The 19,173-nt window shown below is 71.6% G+C and carries 15 protein-coding genes; 6 read left to right on the forward strand and 9 right to left on the reverse strand.

Annotated elements, in window-relative coordinates; genetic code table 11:
* Positions 1–558: 558 nt before the first annotated feature.
* Positions 559–1,074, reverse strand: coding sequence for an IclR family transcriptional regulator domain-containing protein (locus ACWDA7_RS38300; RefSeq protein WP_450610769.1), 516 nt, complete (start codon positions 1,072–1,074; stop codon positions 559–561).
* Between the two features lie 228 nt (positions 1,075–1,302).
* On the opposite strand from ACWDA7_RS38300, the gene ACWDA7_RS38305 reads away from it, so the two are divergent.
* From ACWDA7_RS38305 to ACWDA7_RS38320, 4 genes are all read left to right on the forward strand, one after another.
* The gene (locus ACWDA7_RS38305) at positions 1,303–1,836 is read left to right on the forward strand and encodes a DUF4863 family protein (RefSeq protein WP_450610771.1); all 534 of its coding nucleotides are present in this window, start codon (positions 1,303–1,305) and stop codon (positions 1,834–1,836) included.
* Positions 1,837–2,628: 792 nt separating this feature from the next.
* Positions 2,629–3,993, forward strand: a complete 1,365-nt coding sequence (locus ACWDA7_RS38310) for an FUSC family protein (RefSeq protein ID WP_450610773.1) — start codon at positions 2,629–2,631, stop codon at positions 3,991–3,993.
* 408 nt (positions 3,994–4,401) lie between these two features.
* On the forward strand, positions 4,402–6,453 hold the full coding sequence (locus ACWDA7_RS38315) for a phosphocholine-specific phospholipase C (protein ID WP_450610775.1): 2,052 nt from the start codon (positions 4,402–4,404) through the stop codon (positions 6,451–6,453).
* Between the two features lie 148 nt (positions 6,454–6,601).
* Complete coding sequence (locus ACWDA7_RS38320; RefSeq protein ID WP_450610777.1) at positions 6,602–7,465, forward strand: phospholipid scramblase-related protein; 864 nt, start codon at positions 6,602–6,604, stop codon at positions 7,463–7,465.
* A gap of 73 nt (positions 7,466–7,538) precedes the next feature.
* Here ACWDA7_RS38320 and ACWDA7_RS38325 read toward each other — a convergent pair whose 3' ends face one another.
* Both ACWDA7_RS38325 and ACWDA7_RS38330 read right to left on the reverse strand, forming a co-directional pair.
* Positions 7,539–8,504 carry a DMT family transporter gene (locus ACWDA7_RS38325; RefSeq protein WP_450610779.1) on the reverse strand — a complete coding sequence of 322 codons (966 nt, stop codon included), beginning with the start codon at positions 8,502–8,504 and terminating at the stop codon, positions 7,539–7,541.
* The gene (locus ACWDA7_RS38330) at positions 8,501–9,328 is read right to left on the reverse strand and encodes a phosphatase PAP2 family protein (protein ID WP_450610781.1); all 828 of its coding nucleotides are present in this window, start codon (positions 9,326–9,328) and stop codon (positions 8,501–8,503) included. Before ACWDA7_RS38330 ends, ACWDA7_RS38325 begins: the two co-directional genes overlap by 4 nt.
* 198 nt (positions 9,329–9,526) lie before the next feature.
* Between ACWDA7_RS38330 and ACWDA7_RS38335 the strand changes: the two genes are divergently transcribed.
* The gene (locus ACWDA7_RS38335) at positions 9,527–10,126 is read left to right on the forward strand and encodes a TetR/AcrR family transcriptional regulator (RefSeq protein WP_450610783.1); all 600 of its coding nucleotides are present in this window, start codon (positions 9,527–9,529) and stop codon (positions 10,124–10,126) included.
* A 156-nt stretch (positions 10,127–10,282) separates the two neighbouring features.
* Here the strand turns inward: ACWDA7_RS38335 and ACWDA7_RS38340 are convergent, their stop codons facing one another.
* Positions 10,283–11,329, reverse strand: coding sequence for a DUF2510 domain-containing protein (locus ACWDA7_RS38340; RefSeq protein WP_450610785.1), 1,047 nt, complete (start codon positions 11,327–11,329; stop codon positions 10,283–10,285).
* A 273-nt stretch (positions 11,330–11,602) separates the two neighbouring features.
* On the opposite strand from ACWDA7_RS38340, the gene ACWDA7_RS38345 reads away from it, so the two are divergent.
* Positions 11,603–14,290: an ATP-binding protein gene (locus ACWDA7_RS38345; protein ID WP_450610787.1), complete on the forward strand. Its 2,688-nt coding sequence runs from the start codon at positions 11,603–11,605 to the stop codon at positions 14,288–14,290.
* Between the two features lie 7 nt (positions 14,291–14,297).
* On the opposite strand, the gene ACWDA7_RS38350 is transcribed toward ACWDA7_RS38345, so the two are convergent.
* The 5 genes from ACWDA7_RS38350 to pcaH all read right to left on the reverse strand — a co-directional run bounded on the left by ACWDA7_RS38350 (position 14,298) and on the right by pcaH (position 19,017).
* Positions 14,298–15,089: an SDR family NAD(P)-dependent oxidoreductase gene (locus ACWDA7_RS38350; RefSeq protein WP_450610789.1), complete on the reverse strand. Its 792-nt coding sequence runs from the start codon at positions 15,087–15,089 to the stop codon at positions 14,298–14,300.
* Between the two features lie 63 nt (positions 15,090–15,152).
* Positions 15,153–16,280, reverse strand: coding sequence for a bifunctional 3-oxoadipate enol-lactonase/4-carboxymuconolactone decarboxylase PcaDC (pcaDC, locus tag ACWDA7_RS38355; protein ID WP_450610791.1), 1,128 nt, complete (start codon positions 16,278–16,280; stop codon positions 15,153–15,155).
* Positions 16,277–17,635, reverse strand: a complete 1,359-nt coding sequence (gene pcaB / locus ACWDA7_RS38360; RefSeq protein ID WP_450610793.1) for a 3-carboxy-cis,cis-muconate cycloisomerase — start codon at positions 17,633–17,635, stop codon at positions 16,277–16,279. The genes pcaDC and pcaB overlap by 4 nt, the downstream gene beginning before the upstream one ends.
* Positions 17,632–18,237: a protocatechuate 3,4-dioxygenase subunit alpha gene (gene pcaG, locus ACWDA7_RS38365; protein ID WP_450610795.1), complete on the reverse strand. Its 606-nt coding sequence runs from the start codon at positions 18,235–18,237 to the stop codon at positions 17,632–17,634. Before pcaG ends, pcaB begins: the two co-directional genes overlap by 4 nt.
* A 6-nt stretch (positions 18,238–18,243) precedes the next feature.
* Positions 18,244–19,017: a protocatechuate 3,4-dioxygenase subunit beta gene (gene pcaH, locus ACWDA7_RS38370; RefSeq protein WP_450610797.1), complete on the reverse strand. Its 774-nt coding sequence runs from the start codon at positions 19,015–19,017 to the stop codon at positions 18,244–18,246.
* Positions 19,018–19,173 lie beyond the last annotated feature (156 nt).

The raw sequence follows: 19,173 nt of genomic DNA on the forward strand, positions 1-19,173 counted from the left end.
GCGGGAGACCAGTGCATCCACCACCGTTCGGGATGCGCCAGTTGACCAGGACTGGGTACAAGACTCACTCCTGCTCACTGACTAGGAACGGTTGTCCAGTCGCTCTGCTCTCGGGCTGGGACCAGGGCCATGACAACACTCGACGAAAAGCTCACCCGCCCGGTGACCAGGACAGCCCCGGGCGGGTGACCCCGTTTGCGGCGGCATCGGCCCGTGCCGGCCGAGCACGTTCGGAAGTGGCGGTGTCCGACCGTCTCCAGCGGCTGCACCGACCCGGTCAGGTTCGGTGACAGCAGCCCGCACGGCAGCTCCCGCATCGCTGCCCGGGGACGCCCGGCTCGGTGACCGGACCCGCGATGCTGCGCACCACAGGGTCGAGCGGGAGCGGGTCGTCCGGATGACCTCCGCGTTCAAGAGCGGCCTCACTGCCCGACCAGCTGCGTTGGGCGACGATCCATGAGTGGCGTGTTCGCGGCTGCCTGCCCAGGCTTCGTGGAACCGCGGGAGCGCTCGGGCGGGCCCGGCGGCCCGCGCCGACCGCGTCCGCGGCTGGGCTCGTCAGACGAGCTGGGCGCGGAGGCACTCCGCGTGCTCCTGGAGGGTGCCGAGGACCGTCCCGGTCATCTCTTCCCGTGGTATCTGCTCCAGGGGGCAGCCGACGTTCATGGCCGCGATCACCCGGCCGTCCCAGCGTCGGATCGGTACCGCGACCGAATGGAACCCCGCCTGGACCTCGTTGGCGACGTAGCAGTAGCCCTCCTCGCGAATCCCCGCGGCCACCTTGGAGTCCAGAACGGTTCCGCCCGGCGGGGGCGTCGTACTGGTGGCGTCCTCCTGGGTGTCCCGGTGGGCGAGGAGGACCCGGCCCAGCGCGGACCGGTGCGCGGGGACACGGAAGCCGACGCCGCCTCCGGCAGCGATCAGTCCGTGCGGCACCGCGCGGGCGATCATGGTGGCGTCCGCCCCGTCGAGGACGGCCGTGATTCCCGTACCTGTACTCGCGCTCGCCGTGGTTGCCGTCGCGGTTCCGGCTTCCGTACGAGCCGTCTCCACCGCCGTGGTGCCGATCGGCAACGAGCGCGCTCCCGGTGTTCATGGCCACGATGGCCCGAGCGGAGGAGCGCACGCCGGCCGGAAGTGGCAGTTCAGGGGCGCCAGGCCCGCGATTTACGTTACAGCTATTGACTATAACGAAACCTAATGGGACGGTGACTCTCGAGAGGCGACGCAATGGTCGCCCCTTGCCATCGGATCGGTCGGCGAGACGTATCCGACCGCTACAGCCGTGGAGGAGGACGGACGATGGATTACCGACGGGAGCTTGTCGAGCGCAGCATTCCGTTTCTGCGGGAGGTCAGGAATCAGACCTCGGGCAGTGACCTGGAGGGGTGGTTGAACGACACCTATGGTCCGGACAGTGAGTTGTACCGGGATCTGGCACGTCTGGTCAGGTTGGGCGTGGAGGAGGGGTGGGCCGCGAACGTCGAGGTCGACGGTCCGGACTACCGGCGCAGTCTGATCGCGCCGCCTTCGCAGGAGACGTCGTACTTCAGTGTCACGGCGGTGTACATGAACAGTGCCTCTCCTTATCGGGGTCAGTACCACGCTCATCCCTACGGTGAGATCAATGTGGTGGTGCCGGTCGACCGCAATGCCCAGCTGATGGGTCCCGGTGGGTGGCAGGGGGCGGGCTGGACCGCTCCGGGACCGGGCAGTCACCACTATCCCGAGGTCCGTGGCGGCGCTCTGATCGCCCTGTTCTACCTGCCCGCCGGCCGCATCTCCTACGACATCACCCACCCGCCCCGGCACCAGCGCACGGCGGGTGCGGCGTAGGCGCAGGACGGCGGTGCCACTGTGAGGGATCGTCGCCGAGGCAGCTGCCGTACTCCTGGGATCCGCGCCGTGCAGTGGACCTGCCCGAGGCCACGGTGTTCGGCTCTGCCGGCGCTTCGACGGCGAATCACGCGCCACGTCGGAGTGAGTCGATCCCCGTCGAGGGCCATTGGCATCCGCCGGGACCGCGTGACGTTCAGGCTCGTTCCGCCCGCACCCGGTGTTCTGCCGGGGCTCGCGATCTGCTCCCTGCGGCCCCAGGCCATGGAGAGAGGTGGACATGACCCTGGATGACATCCGCAGCGACGGCGGCCCGGGCAGGGTTTTGGACGCGACTCCCTCGCCTGCGGCGGGTATCGGCGCAGGCGACGTCGATGGATGCCCCGAAGCCATCGCCCGTCGGGGCATCGACTGCCCCGGCCGGGTCGACCGTCCACGCACCGGACCGCTCCAGTGCTCGGTTTCGGCAACGCGCGGCGCCGGACGGCCAACTCCGCAAGACCGGAGCCGGAGCGCCGTCCAAGCGCCCCGAGACGTCGGCGAGCCGGTCATCGGCGCCGTGTGCGACGGCCGCGCGGGCCGTCGCACCGCCTTGAACGTCCCCTCCGGCGCCGGGCGGCCGAGCGTCCGCGTGGTGGTCGTCCACGGCGACCCGTCGCCTGGCTGCCCGGTACGCCTCGACCGCCGTTTGCCGGAGCGGGCCGTTCGTGTCACCAGCGTGTTCACGTCTGCATGCGGCACTCTTCGCTGCTCAGGCGGCACCACAGCGCGGTGGGCGGAGGGCGCCGCGTGGTGACGAATTCGCATCCGAGAGGGGGTTCCGGCGTCACCGCAGGGCAGGACTCGACCGTTCCCAGCCGCCTGGCGAAGGCACCCGGCACGGTGCTGCGCCGGTTGAGGGCCGTCCGGATGCCGTGTCCCTGGCGGGCGACAACTGCGGTGGTGCGGGCCGTCAAGGGCCTGATCGCGGCGCTGCTCTCCTGGGAGGTCGCCACGTGGTGGCTGCCCTCGCAGCAGCAGTACCTGGCGGTGGCCACCGCACTGCTCATGGTCAACGCCCCGACGGTCTACCGTTCGGTGACCGAGGCCGTGCGCCGTGTGGCCATCCGCGCGGCGGGGCTTTCGCTGGCCGCGACCGTTGCCTGGCTGTTCAGCTTCACCGCAGGGGTGGTCGTGGCGATCCTCATGATCGCCCTGATCGCCGGTGGCCGCGGCCGGTCGGACAACCGGCTGCAGATCGCCTCGACAGCCGTCCTCACTCTGACTGCGGCCGCAGCCTCCACGGTGGGTCAGGTCGTCGGGCTGGCGATGGTGACCCTGACCGGAGCAGCCGTGGGGATCGCAGTGAACGCCCTGATCCTGCCACCGCTGCACCTGGGCACCTCCCACGCCTCCGTGCACAACCTGGCCACGGCCATGGGATCACTGTTGGAGGACATGGGGCACGGGCTGCGGCAACGACAGCACGTCCACCGCGCACACGTCTGGCTCGCGCAGGGACGGCGCCTGGAAGAGGTAGTGGTGCAGGCGCAGGAGGATGTGCGCCGGGGTGAAGAGAGCCTGCGCTGGAACGCACGCTTCAGCGCGCACGCCGCCCCGGCTCCGTCCTCGCACTGCGAAGCGTTGACCGCCCTGCATCGGGTCTCGTTCGCGGTCCGCGGCATCGCCCGGACGCTGGCCGACAGTGTCGACGACCACCACACCGAACACGGCCTGGGCCAATTGTTCCTGGACCGCTACGCGTCGACCCTGGATGCGGCGGGACAGGCCGTGCGGTCGTTCGTCGGAGCGGAGGAGGGCGCCGCCACCGGTGGGCGCGCCGCCCGTGAGCGGTTGCGCGGAGCTCTGGAGGAGGCCGGGGCCTGGCATCAGACCATGACCGGCCTGATCGCGCAGGGTTCGCTCGTGAAGCCGGGAGCCTGGCACGTGTACGGAGCTCTGGTGACCGACCTTGAACGGCTTCTGGCCGACCTCGACCGCGCGGACCTCTTCACCGCGGCCGCCTCGACCGCTTCCAACGGACCCCGCGCCGATCGCCCGAGGTACCGGGCTCTTGCACTCGCGAGCGTGAACCGACCCGGCCGCGGCCTGGACGACGAACGGCCCTGGTGGCGGCGCGTCCTCCGCGCCGAGCGCCGTGCCGGAACGTCTCGGTGAGGCGGTGTTTCGCCCGACAGGGTCGTGCCGTGCCGGCTCCCGGCCGGGGGCGTCGCGAGCCGGGTAAGGCGGCTTCCGTCGAGGGAGCCCGTCCGCTGCCCGGGGACCGTCCGGGCAAGCCGATTGCGGCATCTCCCTATTGGCGCCGCCGACGGAAGCATCGCGAGTGCAAGGGCGATCACCTCTCCGGACAAGTCGCTGTCCTTGAAGGTGCATCCATCTCGAAGACCTGCGGTTCAGTGTCGTGTTGGTCGCCTCTGCTGCGCACAGAATAGCCGCATGTACCGGCGACCTTCACGTTGGCGCCATCGGACCCTTCCTTGACGTTCGTTGCCCTTGGAACACTCGCTGCGCGCACGTTTCCTCATGTTCCGGCCATCCGCACCCAGGATGAGAGGTCCCGCAGTCATGTCCGAAGTCAATCGGCGCCGATTCCTCCAACTCGCGGGCGGTACTGCCGCTTTCACCGCGCTTTCCAGCAGCATCGAGCGTGCTGCTGCCCTTCCCGCGCACCACCGCTCGGGCACCATCGAGGATGTCGAGCACATCGTCGTCCTGATGCAGGAGAACCGTTCTTTCGACCACTACTTCGGCACGCTCAGAGGTGTGCGCGGGTTCGGCGACCCGCACCCGGTGACCCTCCAGAGCGGCAAGTCGGTCTGGCACCAGTCGGACGGCACGAAGGACGTCCTCCCCTTCCGCCCCGAGGCCGACGACCTGGGCCTGGCGTTCATCCAGGACCTCCCGCACGGCTGGAACGACGGCCACGCCGCCTTCAACGGGGGCAAGTACGACAAGTGGGTGCCCGCCAAGTCCTCGACGACGATGGCGTACCTGACGCGCAAGGACATACCCTTCCACTACGCACTCGCCGACGCGTTCACCATCTGCGACGCGTACCACTGCTCGTTCATCGGCTCCACCGACCCGAACCGCTACTACATGTGGACGGGTTACACGGGCAACGACGGCAAGGGCGGCGGTCCGGTCCTCGGCAACGACGAGGCCGGTTACAGCTGGACCACCTACCCCGAGCGCCTGGAGAAGGCCGGGGTCTCCTGGAAGATCTACCAGGACGTCGGCGACGGCCTGGACGCGAACGGCTCCTGGGGCTGGATCCCGGACGCCTACCGCGGCAACTACGGCGACAACTCGCTGCTCTACTTCAAGCAGTACCAGAACGCGCAGCCCGGCGACCCGCTCTACGACAAGGCCCGCACCGGCACCGACGCCCGCAAGGGCGAGGGCTTCTTCGACCAGCTCAAGGCGGACGTCAAGGGCGGCAAGCTGCCGCAGATCTCCTGGATCGTCGCCCCCGAGGCCTTCACCGAGCACCCCAACTGGCCCGCGAACTACGGCGCCTGGTACGTCTCCCAGGTCCTCGACGCGCTCACCTCCGACCCGAAGGTGTGGGCGAAGACGGCCCTGTTCATCACCTACGACGAGAACGACGGCTTCTTCGACCACCTGGTCCCGCCGTTCCCGCCGGCCTCCGCCGCGCAGGGCAAGACCACGGTCGACGCCGGCCCGGACCTCCTCAAGGGCGACGCCGGCCATGTCGCCGGTCCGTACGGCCTCGGCCAGCGCGTGCCCATGCTCGTGATCTCGCCTTGGAGCAAGGGCGGCTACGTCTGCTCCGAGACCTTCGACCACACGTCCATCGTCCGGTTCATGGAGAGCCGCTTCGGCGTGTACGAGCCGAACATCTCGCCCTGGCGGCGCTCGGTCTGCGGCGACCTGACCTCCGCGTTCGACTTCTCGCACCAGGACGCCAAGCCGGTGTCGCTCCCGGCCACCGACGGCTACGAGCCGCCGGACCGCGACCGCCACCCCGACTTCGTGCCGACCCCGCCCGCCAACCCCGCCCTGCCCAAGCAGGAGCGCGGTCTGCGGCCCACCCGCCCGCTGAAGTACGTGCCCGCCGTGAACGGTTCGGTGGACGCCTCGGCCGGTACGTTCACGCTCACCTTCGCCTCCGGCGCGCACGCCGGTGCCGCCTTCCTCGTCACCTCCGGCAACCGCACCGACGGCCCCTGGACCTACACCACCGAGGCCGGCAAGACCGTGTCGGACACCTGGAACTCGGTGTACTCGAACGGCTCGTACGACCTGACCGTGCACGGCCCGAACGGCTTCCTGCGCGTCTTCAAGGGCCCCGGCAAGCAGGCCGGACCCGAGGTCACCGCGCGGCCCACCGGCGACGACGTCGAGCTGACCTTCACCAACAAGGGCTCCGGTACGGTCAAGCTCAAGGTCACCAGCGCCTACGGCGGTGCCGCCAAGACGGTCACGGTCCGCAGCGGTGCCACCGTCCGGTACACCGTCGACCTGGGCGCGAGCAAGCGGTGGTACGACCTCACTGTGACCTCCGACGCCGGCCCGTCCTTCCTGCGGCGGCTCGCGGGACACGTCGAGAACGGCCGGCCAGGCGTGAGCGACCCGGCGATCGTCACGAAGTGACCTCTGCTCAGACGGTCCACGGTGCCGGGGCCGGCGACGGCCCCGGCACCGGCCGCTCGGCACGCCTGCCGAGCGAAGCCCTACGGGCGGTGAGTCCCGCATCACGAGGGCTGGCCAGACACCGGTGCGGTCGGGATAGTGTGCCCCGGTGACCACGCAATCGAACACTCCTGCAGGCTGGTACCCGGACCCGCACGGCGCGCCCCGCACCCTGCGGTACTGGGACGGCGCCCAGTGGACCGAGCACACCCACGCGGACCAGCAGGGCCAGGCTTCGGCCCAGGTGCCGCAGCAGGGGATGCCCGGCGGCCAGCCGCAGCAGGCGTACGGACAGCAGGCGGCGGGGCCCGATCCGCGCGTCCAGCGTCAGGTGCAGCAGCAGGCGGGTGTCGCCCCGAGCGGTGCCGGCGGCGGCACGCTGTTCACCGAACCGGTGCTGGTCGTGAACCAGAAGGCCAAGCTGATCGAGCTGACGAACGAGTACAGCGTCTTCGACCAGCACGGCAATCAGATCGGTTCGGTCACCGAGGTCGGGCAGAGCGCGCTGAAGAAGGTGCTGCGCTTTGTCTCCAGCGTCGACCAGTTCCTGACGCACAAACTGGAGATCCGCGACGCCCACGGGCAGCCGCAGCTGGTGCTGATCCGGCCTGCGAAGTTCTTCAAGTCGCGGGTCGTTGTGGAGCGTCCGGACGGACAGCCCGTGGGCGAGATCGTGCAGCAGAACATGATCGGCAAGATCAACTTCGCGATGAACGTGAACGGCCAGAAGGTCGGCGCGATCAAGGCGGAGAACTGGCGCGCCTGGAACTTCGCCATCGTCGACCACGCCGAGAACGAGGTCGCCCGGATCACGAAGACCTGGGAGGGCCTGGCGAAGACGATGTTCACGACCGCGGACAACTACGTCCTGCAGATCCACTACCAGCTGCCCGAGCCGCTGCTGAGCCAAGTCGTGGCCACGGCGCTGACCGTGGACACGGCGCTCAAGCAGGACTCCCGGGGCTTCGGCTGAGCCTCGTCGGGACTCCGCAGAACGAAGACGGCGGCCGGCGCGTGCATCCACGCGCCGGCCGCCGTCCGTTCGTTCAAAGTGCCGTGAGGTGCTCCGGCGGTGCCGACGCCGGCTGCTGGGGCAGCAACGTCGGCTCGTAGGGCACCGGCCGGGGTTTCAGTTCGAGGACCGGCACGACCGCCTGGCCGCCGCCCGCCGGAGGCGGGACGAGCGTGGGCGCCGACCGCGACAGCGTCACCACACCCCAGGAGGCCAGCGCCGCCCCGGCGGCCGCGAGGAGCAGACCCGCCGCGCCGCCCTGGAGGCGCTCGCCCAGCAGAGAGAGGCCGATCACCGCAGCGGCGACCGGGTTGGCGAGGGTCACCACCGCGAGCGGTGCGCCGAGGCCGTCGCGGTACGCCGCCTGCGACAGCAGCAGACCGGCCGTCGCGAACGCCGCCACCAGCAGCGCCACCACCACGACCTGCGTGTCCAGCAGCGGTCCCGAACGGTCCGTGGCCGCCACCGTCACCGTCTGGGTGAGCGCCGAGGCCACCCCGGAGGCGAGGCCGGACGAGGTCGCGTGCCGCAGGCCTGGGCGGGCGCCCGCGGAGCGTGGAGCGGACAGCACTCCGATCGCCGCGGTGGTGGCACCGGCCACGGCCAGCGCCTGCGGAAGGCTCAGTATGTGGTCGGGCTCCGGTCCGGAGGCGGTCACCAGCAGCGCGCTCAGACCCAGCAGCGTGAGGACCGTGCCCCGCCACTCCACGGGGCTGACCCGGCGTCCGGCCGCTCGCGCCCCGAGCGGTACTGCCGCCACCAGCGTGAGCGCGCCGAGCGGCTGCACCAGGGTCAGCGTGCCGAACTTGAGGGCGGCGACGTGCAGCAGCGCGGCGGAGGCGTTCAGGACGACCGACCACCACCAGGCGCCGTGCGTCAGCAGTCGCAGCACACCGGTGCCTGATGTCCGGGCCGCGAGCCGCTCCTGGGCCACCGCCGCGGCCGCGTACGCGACCGCGGAGACCAGTGACAGGACGACGGCGAGGGCTGTGGCGCTCATCGGCCGGCTCCCACCAGTGCGGAGCGGTTCGCCCTCGCGGGTTGGGCCCGCCTCGGCCACGGCACGTGCCCCGCCACCGGAGTGGCCTTGCCCCGGGAGGCCGGCGACGGCGCGTGAACCAGGGCCAGTGCCACGCAGAGCAGGAGGGCGGCGACGATTGCGTCCAGCCAGTAGTGGTTGGCCGTGCCGACGATCACGGTGAGGGTCAGCAGGGGATGCAGCAGCCACAGCCACCGCCACCGCGACCGGGTCGCCGCGATCAGGCCGATCGCGACCATCAGCGCCCAGCCGAAGTGCAGCGAGGGCATGGCGGCGAACTGGTTGGCCATCGAGTCGGTCGCGGGCCTGGCCCCGTACACCGTGGGCCCGTACGTCTGACCGGTGTCCACCAGGTGGGCCACGTCGAGCATCCGCGGCGGCGCGAGCGGAAATGTGAGATGCAGCACCAGCGCGGCGCCGGTGAGCAGGGCGAGGGCCCGGCGGGCCCACAGGTAGTGGTCGGGGCGCCGTATGTAGAGCCAGACCAGGAAGGCGATGGTGGCCGTGAAGTGGACGGCGACGTAGTAGATGTTCGCCGTGCGGACGAGGGCGGTGCCGTGCAGCAGCGCGGACTGCACGGCGCCCTCGCCCGGCAGATGGAGGGAGCGCTCCCAGTCCCAGACCCGGTGTGCGTTGCGGAAGGCCTCGGCGGTGTGACCGTTCGCGAGCTGCCGGCCGAATTTGTAGACGAGGAAGAGACCTGCGACCAGCAGGAGCTCGCGGGTGAGAGACGGCCGGTGTATCGCGGCCGCCTCTCCTCTTTCAGGCTCGGTACGGGAATCCATCCCCCGGCCCCTTTGCTGACGTGCGTGGGGTGGTGCGTGGTGAGCCCAGGAAAGGGTCCACTCGACAGACGAGTGGGTCCTGTCCAAGGCTCATCGATACGTCAGTGTACCGATACGCTCGCGTACCGGTACACTGACGTATCGATATACTGGTGTGAAGCGGCCCACGGGCCGGGGCCACGACCGAGGAGCGAAGCCATGACGTCGCAGGAGACGGTTGCCGCCTCGCGCCGCTCCAAGCTCACGGCCGAGCGGGAGCAGGAGTTCTTCGACGCCGTGCTCGACCAGATCCGCGAGTGCGGCTATGAGGCGGTCACCATGGAGGGCGTCGCCGCCAGCGCCCGCTGCAGCAAGTCCACGTTGTACCGGCAGTGGAAGACCAAGCCCCAGTTCGTGGCGGCGGCGATCAGGGCCAACGGCTGTCCGCGGTTCATCGGCGTCGACACCGGTTCGCTCGCCGGGGACCTGCGGGCCGCCGCCCGGGCCGCGGCCGACTGGTCCGCGCGCGACACCAGGCTGTTCCAGGCCCTCGGCCACGCCGTCATGCAGGACAAGGAACTGGCGAAGGCGCTGCGCGAAGCCCTGATCGAGCCCGAGATCAAGGCACTGCAGGAGATCGTCCGGCGCGGCGTGGAGCGCGGAGAGGTGCCCGCCGACCACCCGGCACTCCCGTACGTCCCCGCACAGCTGCTGGGCGTCCTGCGAGTCCGTCCGCTTCTCGAGGGGCGGTACGCGGACGAGGACTACCTCGTGCGTTTCGTCGAGTCCGTGCTGCTGCCGATGCTCGGACTGACATGAGACCCGGGCCGCCGTCCGAGGGATGACAGGACGGCGGCCCGCTCGCGCCGCACCGTGGGGACGGGGGCGGCGCGCACCTGGCCGGGTGGGATTCCTCTGGAGCGGAGAGGAGCCCCGCCCGGCCGCATCTTTTCGGCCGGGCCCGGGCGACGGCGGTTAGGCGCTCTGTCCGTTGCCGCTCGACGCGGCCTTGATCCCCGCGGTGATCCGGTCCAGCACTGAGGGCTTCGGCGCGTTCGCCCCGACGTCGATGCCGAAGCGGACGACCACGAGCCGGCCGGTGCCCGCGGGCGAGGGGAAGACCAGCGACTCGACATAGCCGTCGGCGCCCTTGCTGGTGATCGCCTTCCAGCGGACCATGTAGCCCTGCTGCCCGGCCACGGTCACCGCCTTGGAGGCCAGCACCTCGTGCGAGGTGATCCCGCCGTAGGACGAACCGTACGATTCCTGAGCGTTCTTGGCTATGTCCTGCTTCGCCGCCGCCTCCGCCGTGCCGGCGGTCAGACCCTGGGCCCGGGCGGACGCCGAGTACGCCCCACCGGTGTTGCAGCTCTGCGACGTGTCACCCGGGCACTGGTACTCGACCTTCGACTGGATCGCGGCCCCGCCCTCGATGGTTCCGCCGCTCCAGCCGTCGGGCACCGGGATGCTGATGCCGTTGAACGGGTCGGTGGCGTACCCGTCCTCGGTCCGCGGCTGACCGGACTGACCGGGTGCGGGAGTCGCACCGTCCGAACCGCCGGGTCCGCCCTGGCCGCCGAAGGGACCGCCGTTCTGGCCGCCGAAGGGACCATCGCCCTGGCCCCCTTGACCGCCCTGGTCGCCCTGACCCCCCTGGTCGCCGGAGCCGCCGGGGCCCTGAGCGCGCGCGGAGTTGCCGCCGTTGCCGTCGTTCGCGGTGAGCGTGTAGACGCCACCGCCGATTCCCGCGAGGACCAGTACCGCCACCGCGACGGCCAGCCCGGTGCGCACGCCGCGCCGCGACGGGGCCGGCGGGGCTCCCGGATAGGGGACGAGAGCGTACGGCTCGGTTCGCCCGGCTGCGCCGGCCTGCGGCTGCGCCGGTGGACCCCACGCTGCGGCCGGCTCCGCGGGGCGGGTCCGATCCGTCCATGCCCTGCCGTCCCACCAGCGCTCGGTGGCGGGCCCGTCACTTGTCTGCCCCGGGTCGGGGTACCACCCGGGAGGAGTCACCTGCGTCATGGCTCCACCGTAGAAGCCATGCGTGAAAGAGGGATGAGAGCCCCGGCCGCGACACCCCACGAGCCCCCGTGACCCCGGAAAGTTTGCTTCATTTCCAGGGGGCTTTACTGACATTTACTTTCACCACGGCTGGTCGGCGGGCCGTCGCGTCGCCCCGGGACATCTCGCGTCACCCATGACGGCAACAGGTGCTCCGACCTGCCTCCGCCTGGGCCCGGGGGCGACTAGGCTCAATGCCTGTACGTCGTTTGGGCGACCTGGGGAGGTACCGGGATGACGGAGGCACGGCCCGGCGGGGCCGCCACGGCTTCCCTGTGGGAACGCGACGCGGAACTCGCCGTCGTCACCGAGGCGATCGACGCGCTTCGTGACGACGCCGCGCCCACGGAGTCGGGGAGCCTGCTGGTGTTCGACGGGGAGGCGGGCATCGGCAAGACGGCGATCCTCGCGGAGACGCGCCGTATCGCGGAAAGGCGCGGCTGCACGGTCTGGTCGGCACGCGGCGGCGAGACCGTCACGTCCGTCCCCTTCAATGTCGTACGGCAGTTGCTCCAGCCCGCGCTTCTGTCACTGATGCCGGAGGAGGCGCGCGAGTACCTCGGTGACTGGTACGACGTCGCGGGCCCGGCCCTCGGGATAGCCGAACCCGGTGACCGCCAGGCCGACCCGCAGGGCGTGTGCGACGGCCTGGTCGCGGCCGTCTCCCGGCTCGCCAAACGAGAGTGGCCGCTGGTCCTGATCGTCGACGACGCGCACTGGGCCGACCAGGAGACCCTGCACTGGCTGGCCGCCTTCTGCGAACGTCTCGACGAACTGCGCGTGCTCGTCGTGGTGGCTTTGCGCCCCGGCGAGGTCGCCGGTGACGGCTCACGTCATCTGGACCTGGTCGCCGCGGCCGCGCGCCGCCCGGTCCGCACCCTGACCGCGCTCACCCCCGAAGCGGCCGCCGGACTCACCCGGGCCACCCTCGGTGCGCACGCCGACGCCCCGTTCTGCCGCGAGGTGTGGGCCGTGACCGGCGGCAACCCGTACGAGACCGTCGAACTCCTCGCCAAGGTGCAGGACAGCCAGCTCGAACCGGTCGAGGCCTCCGCCGCAGAACTGCGCGCCCTGAACCGCTCGGCCCGGGGCCACGGACTCGTGGCCCGACTCGAAGGCCTCGGTATCGAGGCCACCCGGTTCGCCTGGGCGGCGGCCATCCTGGGCACCGGCATCACCGTGGAACTGGTGGCCCGGCTCGCCACCATGAGCCCGACGGAGGCGGGGCGCTGCGCCGAACTCCTCAGCGCGGCCCGCATCCTCAGCGAGCCCGACCCGGCGGTCCGTCAGGCGGACGGCGGCGAGCTGGAGTTCGTTCATCCGCTGATCGCCAGCGCCGTCTACCGCTCGATCCCCGACGGACTGCGCACCGCGATGCACGGCATCGCCGCACAGGTCGTCACCGACTCCGGGCTCGGCGCGGCGGCCGCCTCCCGCCATCTCCTCGAGGTCCATCCGGACGACGACGAGGAACTCGTCGAGCAGATGCGCGAGGCAGCCCGTGAACACCTCGCGGTCGGCGCGCCCGAGGCCGCCCGCCGCTGCCTGGAGCGTGCCCTGGTGGAGCCGCCGCTGCCCCAGGTGCACCCGCACGTCCTCTACGAACTGGGCTGCGCCACGCTGCTGACCTCGCCCGCCACGACCATCCACTACCTCCAGGCGGCGCTCGCGATGCCCGGCCTCGAGGGCGAGGACCGGGTGAGCGCCGTCTACCGGCTTTCCCAGGCCCTGCTGCACAACGACCAGCTGAACGAGGCCGTCCGCACCGTCGACGCCGAGGCCGCCCGGCTCGAACCGGGCCCCTCACGCATGCGTCTGCAGGCCGTCCACTACATGTGGGAAGGGATCCACGCGGCCGAGGAGGACTCCCCGGCCCGCTCCCGGGAGTTGGCCGAACTGACTCGCACCTGCACCGGGCGGGACAACTCCGAGCGCGCGCTGCTCATCCTGCGCGGCTTCGACGCGATGACCCACGGCGAGAACGCCGAGGAGGTCGTGGACCTGTGCGACCGCGCCCTCGTCAACGGCCGCCTCGCCCCGGGACTCGGCTGGACCGACACCGAGTGGGGCATCGAACTGCTGCTGATGCTGGGCAGCGCCTACGCCTACACGGACCGCCTCGACCGGGCCGAGAGCCTGTTCAGCGAGGCCCTGCGCGCCTATGAGTCCGCGGGCTGGAGCGGCGGCCACCTCTCCCTCGCGCATGCCTACGTCGGACTCGCCCACCGCAGACGGGGCCGTCTCAGGGACGCGGAGACCTCCCTGCGCGAATCCCTGCGCCTGGCCGAGCGCGTCGGGCGCGGGCTGCCCCTGTACTGGTCCGCGACCTGCGGACTCGTCGACACGCTGCTCGCCCGCGGGCATGTCGAGGAGGCCTGGTCGATCGCGGATCGGTACGGATTCGCACCGCCCTATCCGTCCACGATCCTGCTGCCCGACACCCGGTCCGTGCGCGGCCGGCTGCTGATCGCCGTCGGCCGGACCAAGGAGGGCGTCAACGAACTGGAGGCCGCCGAGAAGGCGTGCGCCGGACGCGGCCACAACACCGTGCTGGCGCCCTGGGCCGGCGACCTCGCCCGCGCGCTGGCCACCGAGGACCCGCGCCGTGCCGCCGAGCTGACCGCGACCGTCCGCCGTCAGGCCGAACTGCTGGGCACCGACACGGCGATCGGCGAGGCCCTGCGCGTCGCCGCCGATCTGGAGACGGGCCAGCGCTCCGTCACGCTGCACGCCCAGGCGGTGACCTACCTGGAGGCCTCGCCCTGTGCCTATGAGCACGCGGCGGCGCGTGTGGAGTACGGCATCGCGGCGCGCTCCGTCGCAGAACTGAGCCGGGGTCTGACGCTGGCGCGGTCGTGCGGGGCCGACGGACTGGCGGCCCGAGCGCAGGAGGTGCTCGACAACGGCCGGGGGTTGCGCTGAAGTCCCGTTACAGCGCGACCAGTTGGCCGGTGACCGCCGCCAGGCGCCGCTGCACCTCCCGGTCGTACGCCTGCTCATGCGCCCGTGCCGGACGGGTGCCGTCGAAGTAGCCGCCGGTGCCCAGGTCCCGGGTCGCCAGGGCCAGCACCCCGGGCGCGCCGTCGGCCACCGTGTTCCACGGGGCGATGCCGCCCTCGCGGACCATGGCGGTGTCCATGTAGGTGGCGGGGTGCAGCACGTTCACCGAGACACCGCTGTCCCCGAGCTCCTCGGCCAGCGCGAAGGTGTGCGCCGCGAGGGCGAACTTACTGCGGCAGTACGCGGACATGCCGCTGTAGCCGCGTGTCAGCTCCGGGTCGTCGAAGTCCAGGGGCTCCTGGCCCGCCGAGCCGACGTTGACGATCCGGGCGGGAGCGCCCGCCTTCAGCTGTGGCAGCAGGGCGCGGGTGAGGGCGACCGGCGCCAGATAGTTGACCGCGAGCCGGAGCTCGTGCCCGTCGGCGCTGACCTCACGGCCGGACCCGCGTGGACCGCCGCCCACACCCGCGTTGTTGATCAGGACGTCGAGGCGGGGATGTGCGGCGGCGACCTCCTCGCCGAGCCGCCGCACCTGGGCGAGCGAGGCCAGATCGGCGACGAACCCTTCGGCCTCGCCCTCGGTGCGCAGCTCCGCGACGAGTTGGTCGGTGCGGCCCGCATCGCGCCCGTGAGCGAGGACCAGGTGTCCCGAGCGGGCCAGCTCAAAGGCGATGTAGCGGCCGAGACCGGAGGTGGCGCCGGTGATCAGAACAGTCGACATGCCCCCACCCTAGGCACGTGCCCGGGCGGTATGGGGGTGCTGCTGAAGCTACGACCAGCAGGGTCACCCTTGGGCGGTTTCCTCCTCGGCGAGCACCCGCTGCGCCACCGCGAAGGCGGAGTTCGCCGCCGGGACGCCGCAGTACACCGCCGTATGCAGCAGCACCGCGCCGATCTCCTCGGGAGTGAGCCCGTTGCGTCTGGCCGCCCGGACGTGCAGGGCCAGCTCGTCGTGATGGCCGTGCGCGACGAGCGCCGTCAGCGTGATCATGCTGCGCTCGCGGCGGGACAGCGTGGGGTCGGTCCAGATCTCGCCCCAGGCGTAGCGCGAGATGAAGTCCTGGAACCGGGCGGTGAAGGGGCTCTGGCGCGTCTGCGCCCGCTCCACATGCGCGTCGCCGAGGACTTCGCGGCGCACCGCCATGCCCCGCCGGTGAGTGCCGGAGAAGTGCGCCCGCAGGGCCGTGAGGACGGCTTCCGGGCACTGCGCCGGTGCCAGGTGTGAGGCGCCCGGGATCTCCACCAGGCCCGAGCCGGGCACCGCGTCCGCGATCTCCCGCAGATGCGCCGGGGGAGTGGCCGGGTCCTCGCGACCCGCGATCAGCAGGGTCGGCACGGCGATCGACGGCAGCCGGTCACGGATGTCGAACGCGGCGAGCGCGTCGCAGCAGGCGGCGTACGCGGCGGGGTCCGCCTCCCGGTGGTCCTGGACGAGTCGGGGCACGGTGAACCCGGCCGTGAACCAGCGTGCGTCGGCGGTCGCCGCCACCGGCGCCATCCCCTCCCGGCGGACCAGCGCGGCCCGTTCCTGCCACGGCCCTGCGCCGTTGAAGTGTGCGGAGGAGCAGACGACGGCGAGCGACGAGATCCTTTCGGGGTGGTGGACGGCGAGGTGCAGCCCCACCGCTCCGCCGAGCGACACCCCGGCGTACGCGAAGCGGTCCACGCCGAGCGCGTCGGCGAGTGCCAGCACCAGCGCGGCCAGATCGGCGACGGTGGCGCCCGGGCCGATGAGGTCCGGGGCGGAACCGCCGTGGCCTGGCAGGTCCCAGCGGACTACCCGGTGGTCGGCCGACAACTCGGGCGCGACCTTGTCCCACAGGGCGCAGGAGGTGCCCAGGGACGGTCCGAGGAGCAGCGGGGGAGCGGTGGGCGCGCCCTCGGCGCGGTGGTAGGGAAGCTTGGCGGTCACGAGCGCTCCAGGGCACGGTCGGTGAGGGCCGGGGCGGCCCCGGTGTAACGGGCCGGATCGGTCAGGACCTCTACGTCGAGGTCCTTCAACTCCGTTTCTTCGGCGAGGATTTCGGCGAGGTGGCGGCCCTCGGCGCGGGCGCGCCGGGCAGCCTCGGTGAGCAGCTCCTTGGCGCGGGCGCGGCCCAGCACCGGGGTCAGCTCCACCGCCAGCCGCTCGGAGACGATCAGCCCGTGGGTGAGGCCGAGGTGTGCGCGCATGGCGTCCGTGTCCACCCGCAGCCCCTCGGCGAGTTCCACGGCGTCGCGCGCGGCACCGCCGGCCAGCCGCAGCAGATCGCGCAGCGGCTCCCACTCGGCGTGCCAGGCCCCGGCAGGGCGTTCGTCCTCCGCGGCGAGGGATCCGTACAGGGTGGCGGCGAGTTGCGGGGCCCGCCGGGCGGCCGCCGCGATCAGCGTCGCCCGTACGGGGTTCGCCTTGTGCGGCATCGCGGAGGAGCCGCCGCCGGCGCCTTCGGCGACCTCGGCGACCTCGGTACGGGAGAGTGTGAGCACGTCCGCGGCCATCTTGCCCAGCGCTCCGGCGGTGAAGGCGAGTCCGCCCGCGAGGTCGGCGATCGGGGTGCGCAGGGTGTGCCAGGGCAACTCCGGTTCGGCGAGACCCAGTTCCCGCGCGTAGGCGGCGGTGAGTGCCCGGGGGTCGCGGGCACCGTACGCGGTGAACGCGGCCAAGGTGCCTGCCGCGCCGCCCAGTTGCGCGGGCAGTTGCTCCCGTACGGTCCGTACGCGGTCCCGTGCGTCGAGCACCAGCGCCCGCCAGCCCGCCGCCTTCAACCCGAACGTGGTGGGCACGGCGTGCTGGGTGAGCGTCCGTCCGGGCATGACGGTGTCCCGGTGGTCCGCGGCGAGCCGGGCCAGCGCCCGCTGCGTACGTTCCAGGTCGGACAGAACCGGGGCGAGGGTGCGCACGGCGACCAGTATCGTCGCTGTGTCCATGATGTCCTGGCTGGTCGCGCCCCGGTGGACATACCGTCCGTACTCCGTGCCGACCGCCTCGGTCAGATCGGCGACCAGGGGGATGACCGGGTTTCCGCTGCCGCGGGCGCGCCGGGCGAGGGAGCGAACGTCGAAACGGCCCGCACGGGCCGCCTCGGTCACCGCCGTCGCGGCAGCCCGCGGGGCCAGGTCCAGCGCGGCCTGGGCCCGGGTCAGCGCGGCCTCGGCGTCGAGCATCGCCCGCAGATAGGCGAGGTCGCTCGTCGCGGACGCGGCGGGGGAGTCGCTCCACCCGGGGGCGAGCAGACCGGCGTCGGGCTCTGCCGGGGGCACCTCCCGGCCGAAGGGCCCCGGCGTCACTGGAACTCCAGGAAGACCGTCTCGCCCTCGCCCTGAAGGCGGATGTCGAACCGGTGGGTGCCGTTGTCCTCGGCCACGGCGATCAGCGTGTCGCGGCGGTCCTCCTCCAGCTGTCCCAGCAGCGGATCGGCGGCGAGCACCGCCTCGTCGACCGGCAGGTAGATCCGGGTGAACAGGTGCATGAGCAGGCCCCGGGCGAAGACGCAGACGCTGATGTACGGCGCGCTCAGCCCGCGTGCTCCGGGCCGGAGCGTACGGGCGTACCAGTGGCCGTTGGCGTCCGTCTGGACGCGCCCCCAGCCGGTGAACTCCACGCCGTTGCGACCCAGATAGCCGCCGGTGGCGGGATCGCGCCGGATCGAGCCGTCCACCTGCGGCACCTTGCCGTCCGGGTCGGGGCCCCACAGCTCCAGGAAGGCGTCGGGCAGCGGCTCGCCCTCGCCGTCGTACACATGCCCATGAAGGGTGATCAGGTCCCGGTGCCCGAGCGGGGCGATGTCCGAGCCCCCAGGGAAGGGCAGGGCGTAGCCGTAGAAGGGGCCGACGGTGTGCGACGGTGTCGGCAGCACGCTCTCGGGGCTGCTTGTGTCGATCTTCGTCATGGTGGGTCAGCGTCCTTCTTCGATCCAGGTGGCGTTCGGGCCGTCGAGCACGATGTCCCAGTGGTAGCCCAGCGAGAACTCCGGCACGGACAGGCTGTGGTCGTAGGTGGCGACCAGGCGCTGCCGGGCGGCGTCGTCCGTCACGGACTGGAGGATCGGGTCGTACGGGAAGAGCGGGTCGTTCGGGAAGTACATCTGTGTCACCAGCCGCTGGGTGAACGCCGTTCCGAAGACCGAGAAGTGGATGTGGGCCGGGCGCCAGGCGCCCACGTGGTTGCGCCACGGGTACGGGCCCGGCTGGACGGTGGTGAAGCGGTAGAAGCCGTCCGCGTCGGAGAGCGTGCGGCCCACACCGGTGAAGTTGGGGTCCAGCGGTGCGTCGTGCTGCTCTCGCTGGTGGGCGTAGCGGCCGGCCGAGTTGGCCTGCCAGATCTCGACGAGCTGGCCGCGCACCGGACGCCCGTCCCGGTCGAGCAGGCGCCCGGAGACGGTGATCCGCTCACCGATCGGCTCTCCCCGGTGGTGTCTGGTGAGGTCGTTGTCGATCTCGGTGATGTCGCGCTCGCCGAAGGCCGGTGAGGACAGCTCGACCAGTTCCGGGTCCTTGGTGACGTCGACGGTGATCGGCGGCTGCTTGGGGTGGCGCAGCGTGGAGGAACGGTAGGGGGCGTAGTCCCGGCGCGGGTGGTGCTCGAGGGGTGCGCCGTCGGCGACCCGCTTCTCGTAGGCGGCGTGTTCGGCCGCGATCTCCAGGTCTATGTCGTGCTGGGTGAGAGCCATGGGGGTTCCTAGCGTTCGAGGGCGGGGGTGGGGCACTGGCGCACGCCGATTCACGGACGTGTTCACCAAATGCCTCCGAGGACGCCCCGGCCTTCAGGCCGGGGAGGAATCGGACCCCTGCGGAGCAGGGCAGGAAACGGGGTTTCGCCCCCAGGG

The sequence above is a fragment of the Streptomyces sp. NPDC001156 genome (assembly GCF_053598275.1).

Excerpts from the sequence above, each read along its gene's own strand:
- pcaH (WP_450610797.1), bottom strand. The coding sequence starts at position 19,017 with ATGGCTCTCACCCAGCACGACATAGACCTGGAGATCGCGGCCGAACAC.
- ACWDA7_RS38345 (WP_450610787.1), top strand. The coding sequence starts at position 11,603 with ATGACGGAGGCACGGCCCGGCGGGGCCGCCACGGCTTCCCTGTGGGAA.
- ACWDA7_RS38325 (WP_450610779.1), bottom strand. The coding sequence starts at position 8,504 with ATGAGCGCCACAGCCCTCGCCGTCGTCCTGTCACTGGTCTCCGCGGTC.
- ACWDA7_RS38315 (WP_450610775.1), top strand. The coding sequence starts at position 4,402 with ATGTCCGAAGTCAATCGGCGCCGATTCCTCCAACTCGCGGGCGGTACT.
- ACWDA7_RS38305 (WP_450610771.1), top strand. The coding sequence starts at position 1,303 with ATGGATTACCGACGGGAGCTTGTCGAGCGCAGCATTCCGTTTCTGCGG.
- ACWDA7_RS38350 (WP_450610789.1), bottom strand. The coding sequence starts at position 15,089 with ATGTCGACTGTTCTGATCACCGGCGCCACCTCCGGTCTCGGCCGCTAC.
- ACWDA7_RS38330 (WP_450610781.1), bottom strand. The coding sequence starts at position 9,328 with ATGGATTCCCGTACCGAGCCTGAAAGAGGAGAGGCGGCCGCGATACAC.
- ACWDA7_RS38335 (WP_450610783.1), top strand. The coding sequence starts at position 9,527 with ATGACGTCGCAGGAGACGGTTGCCGCCTCGCGCCGCTCCAAGCTCACG.
- pcaG (WP_450610795.1), bottom strand. The coding sequence starts at position 18,237 with ATGACGAAGATCGACACAAGCAGCCCCGAGAGCGTGCTGCCGACACCG.
- ACWDA7_RS38340 (WP_450610785.1), bottom strand. The coding sequence starts at position 11,329 with ATGACGCAGGTGACTCCTCCCGGGTGGTACCCCGACCCGGGGCAGACA.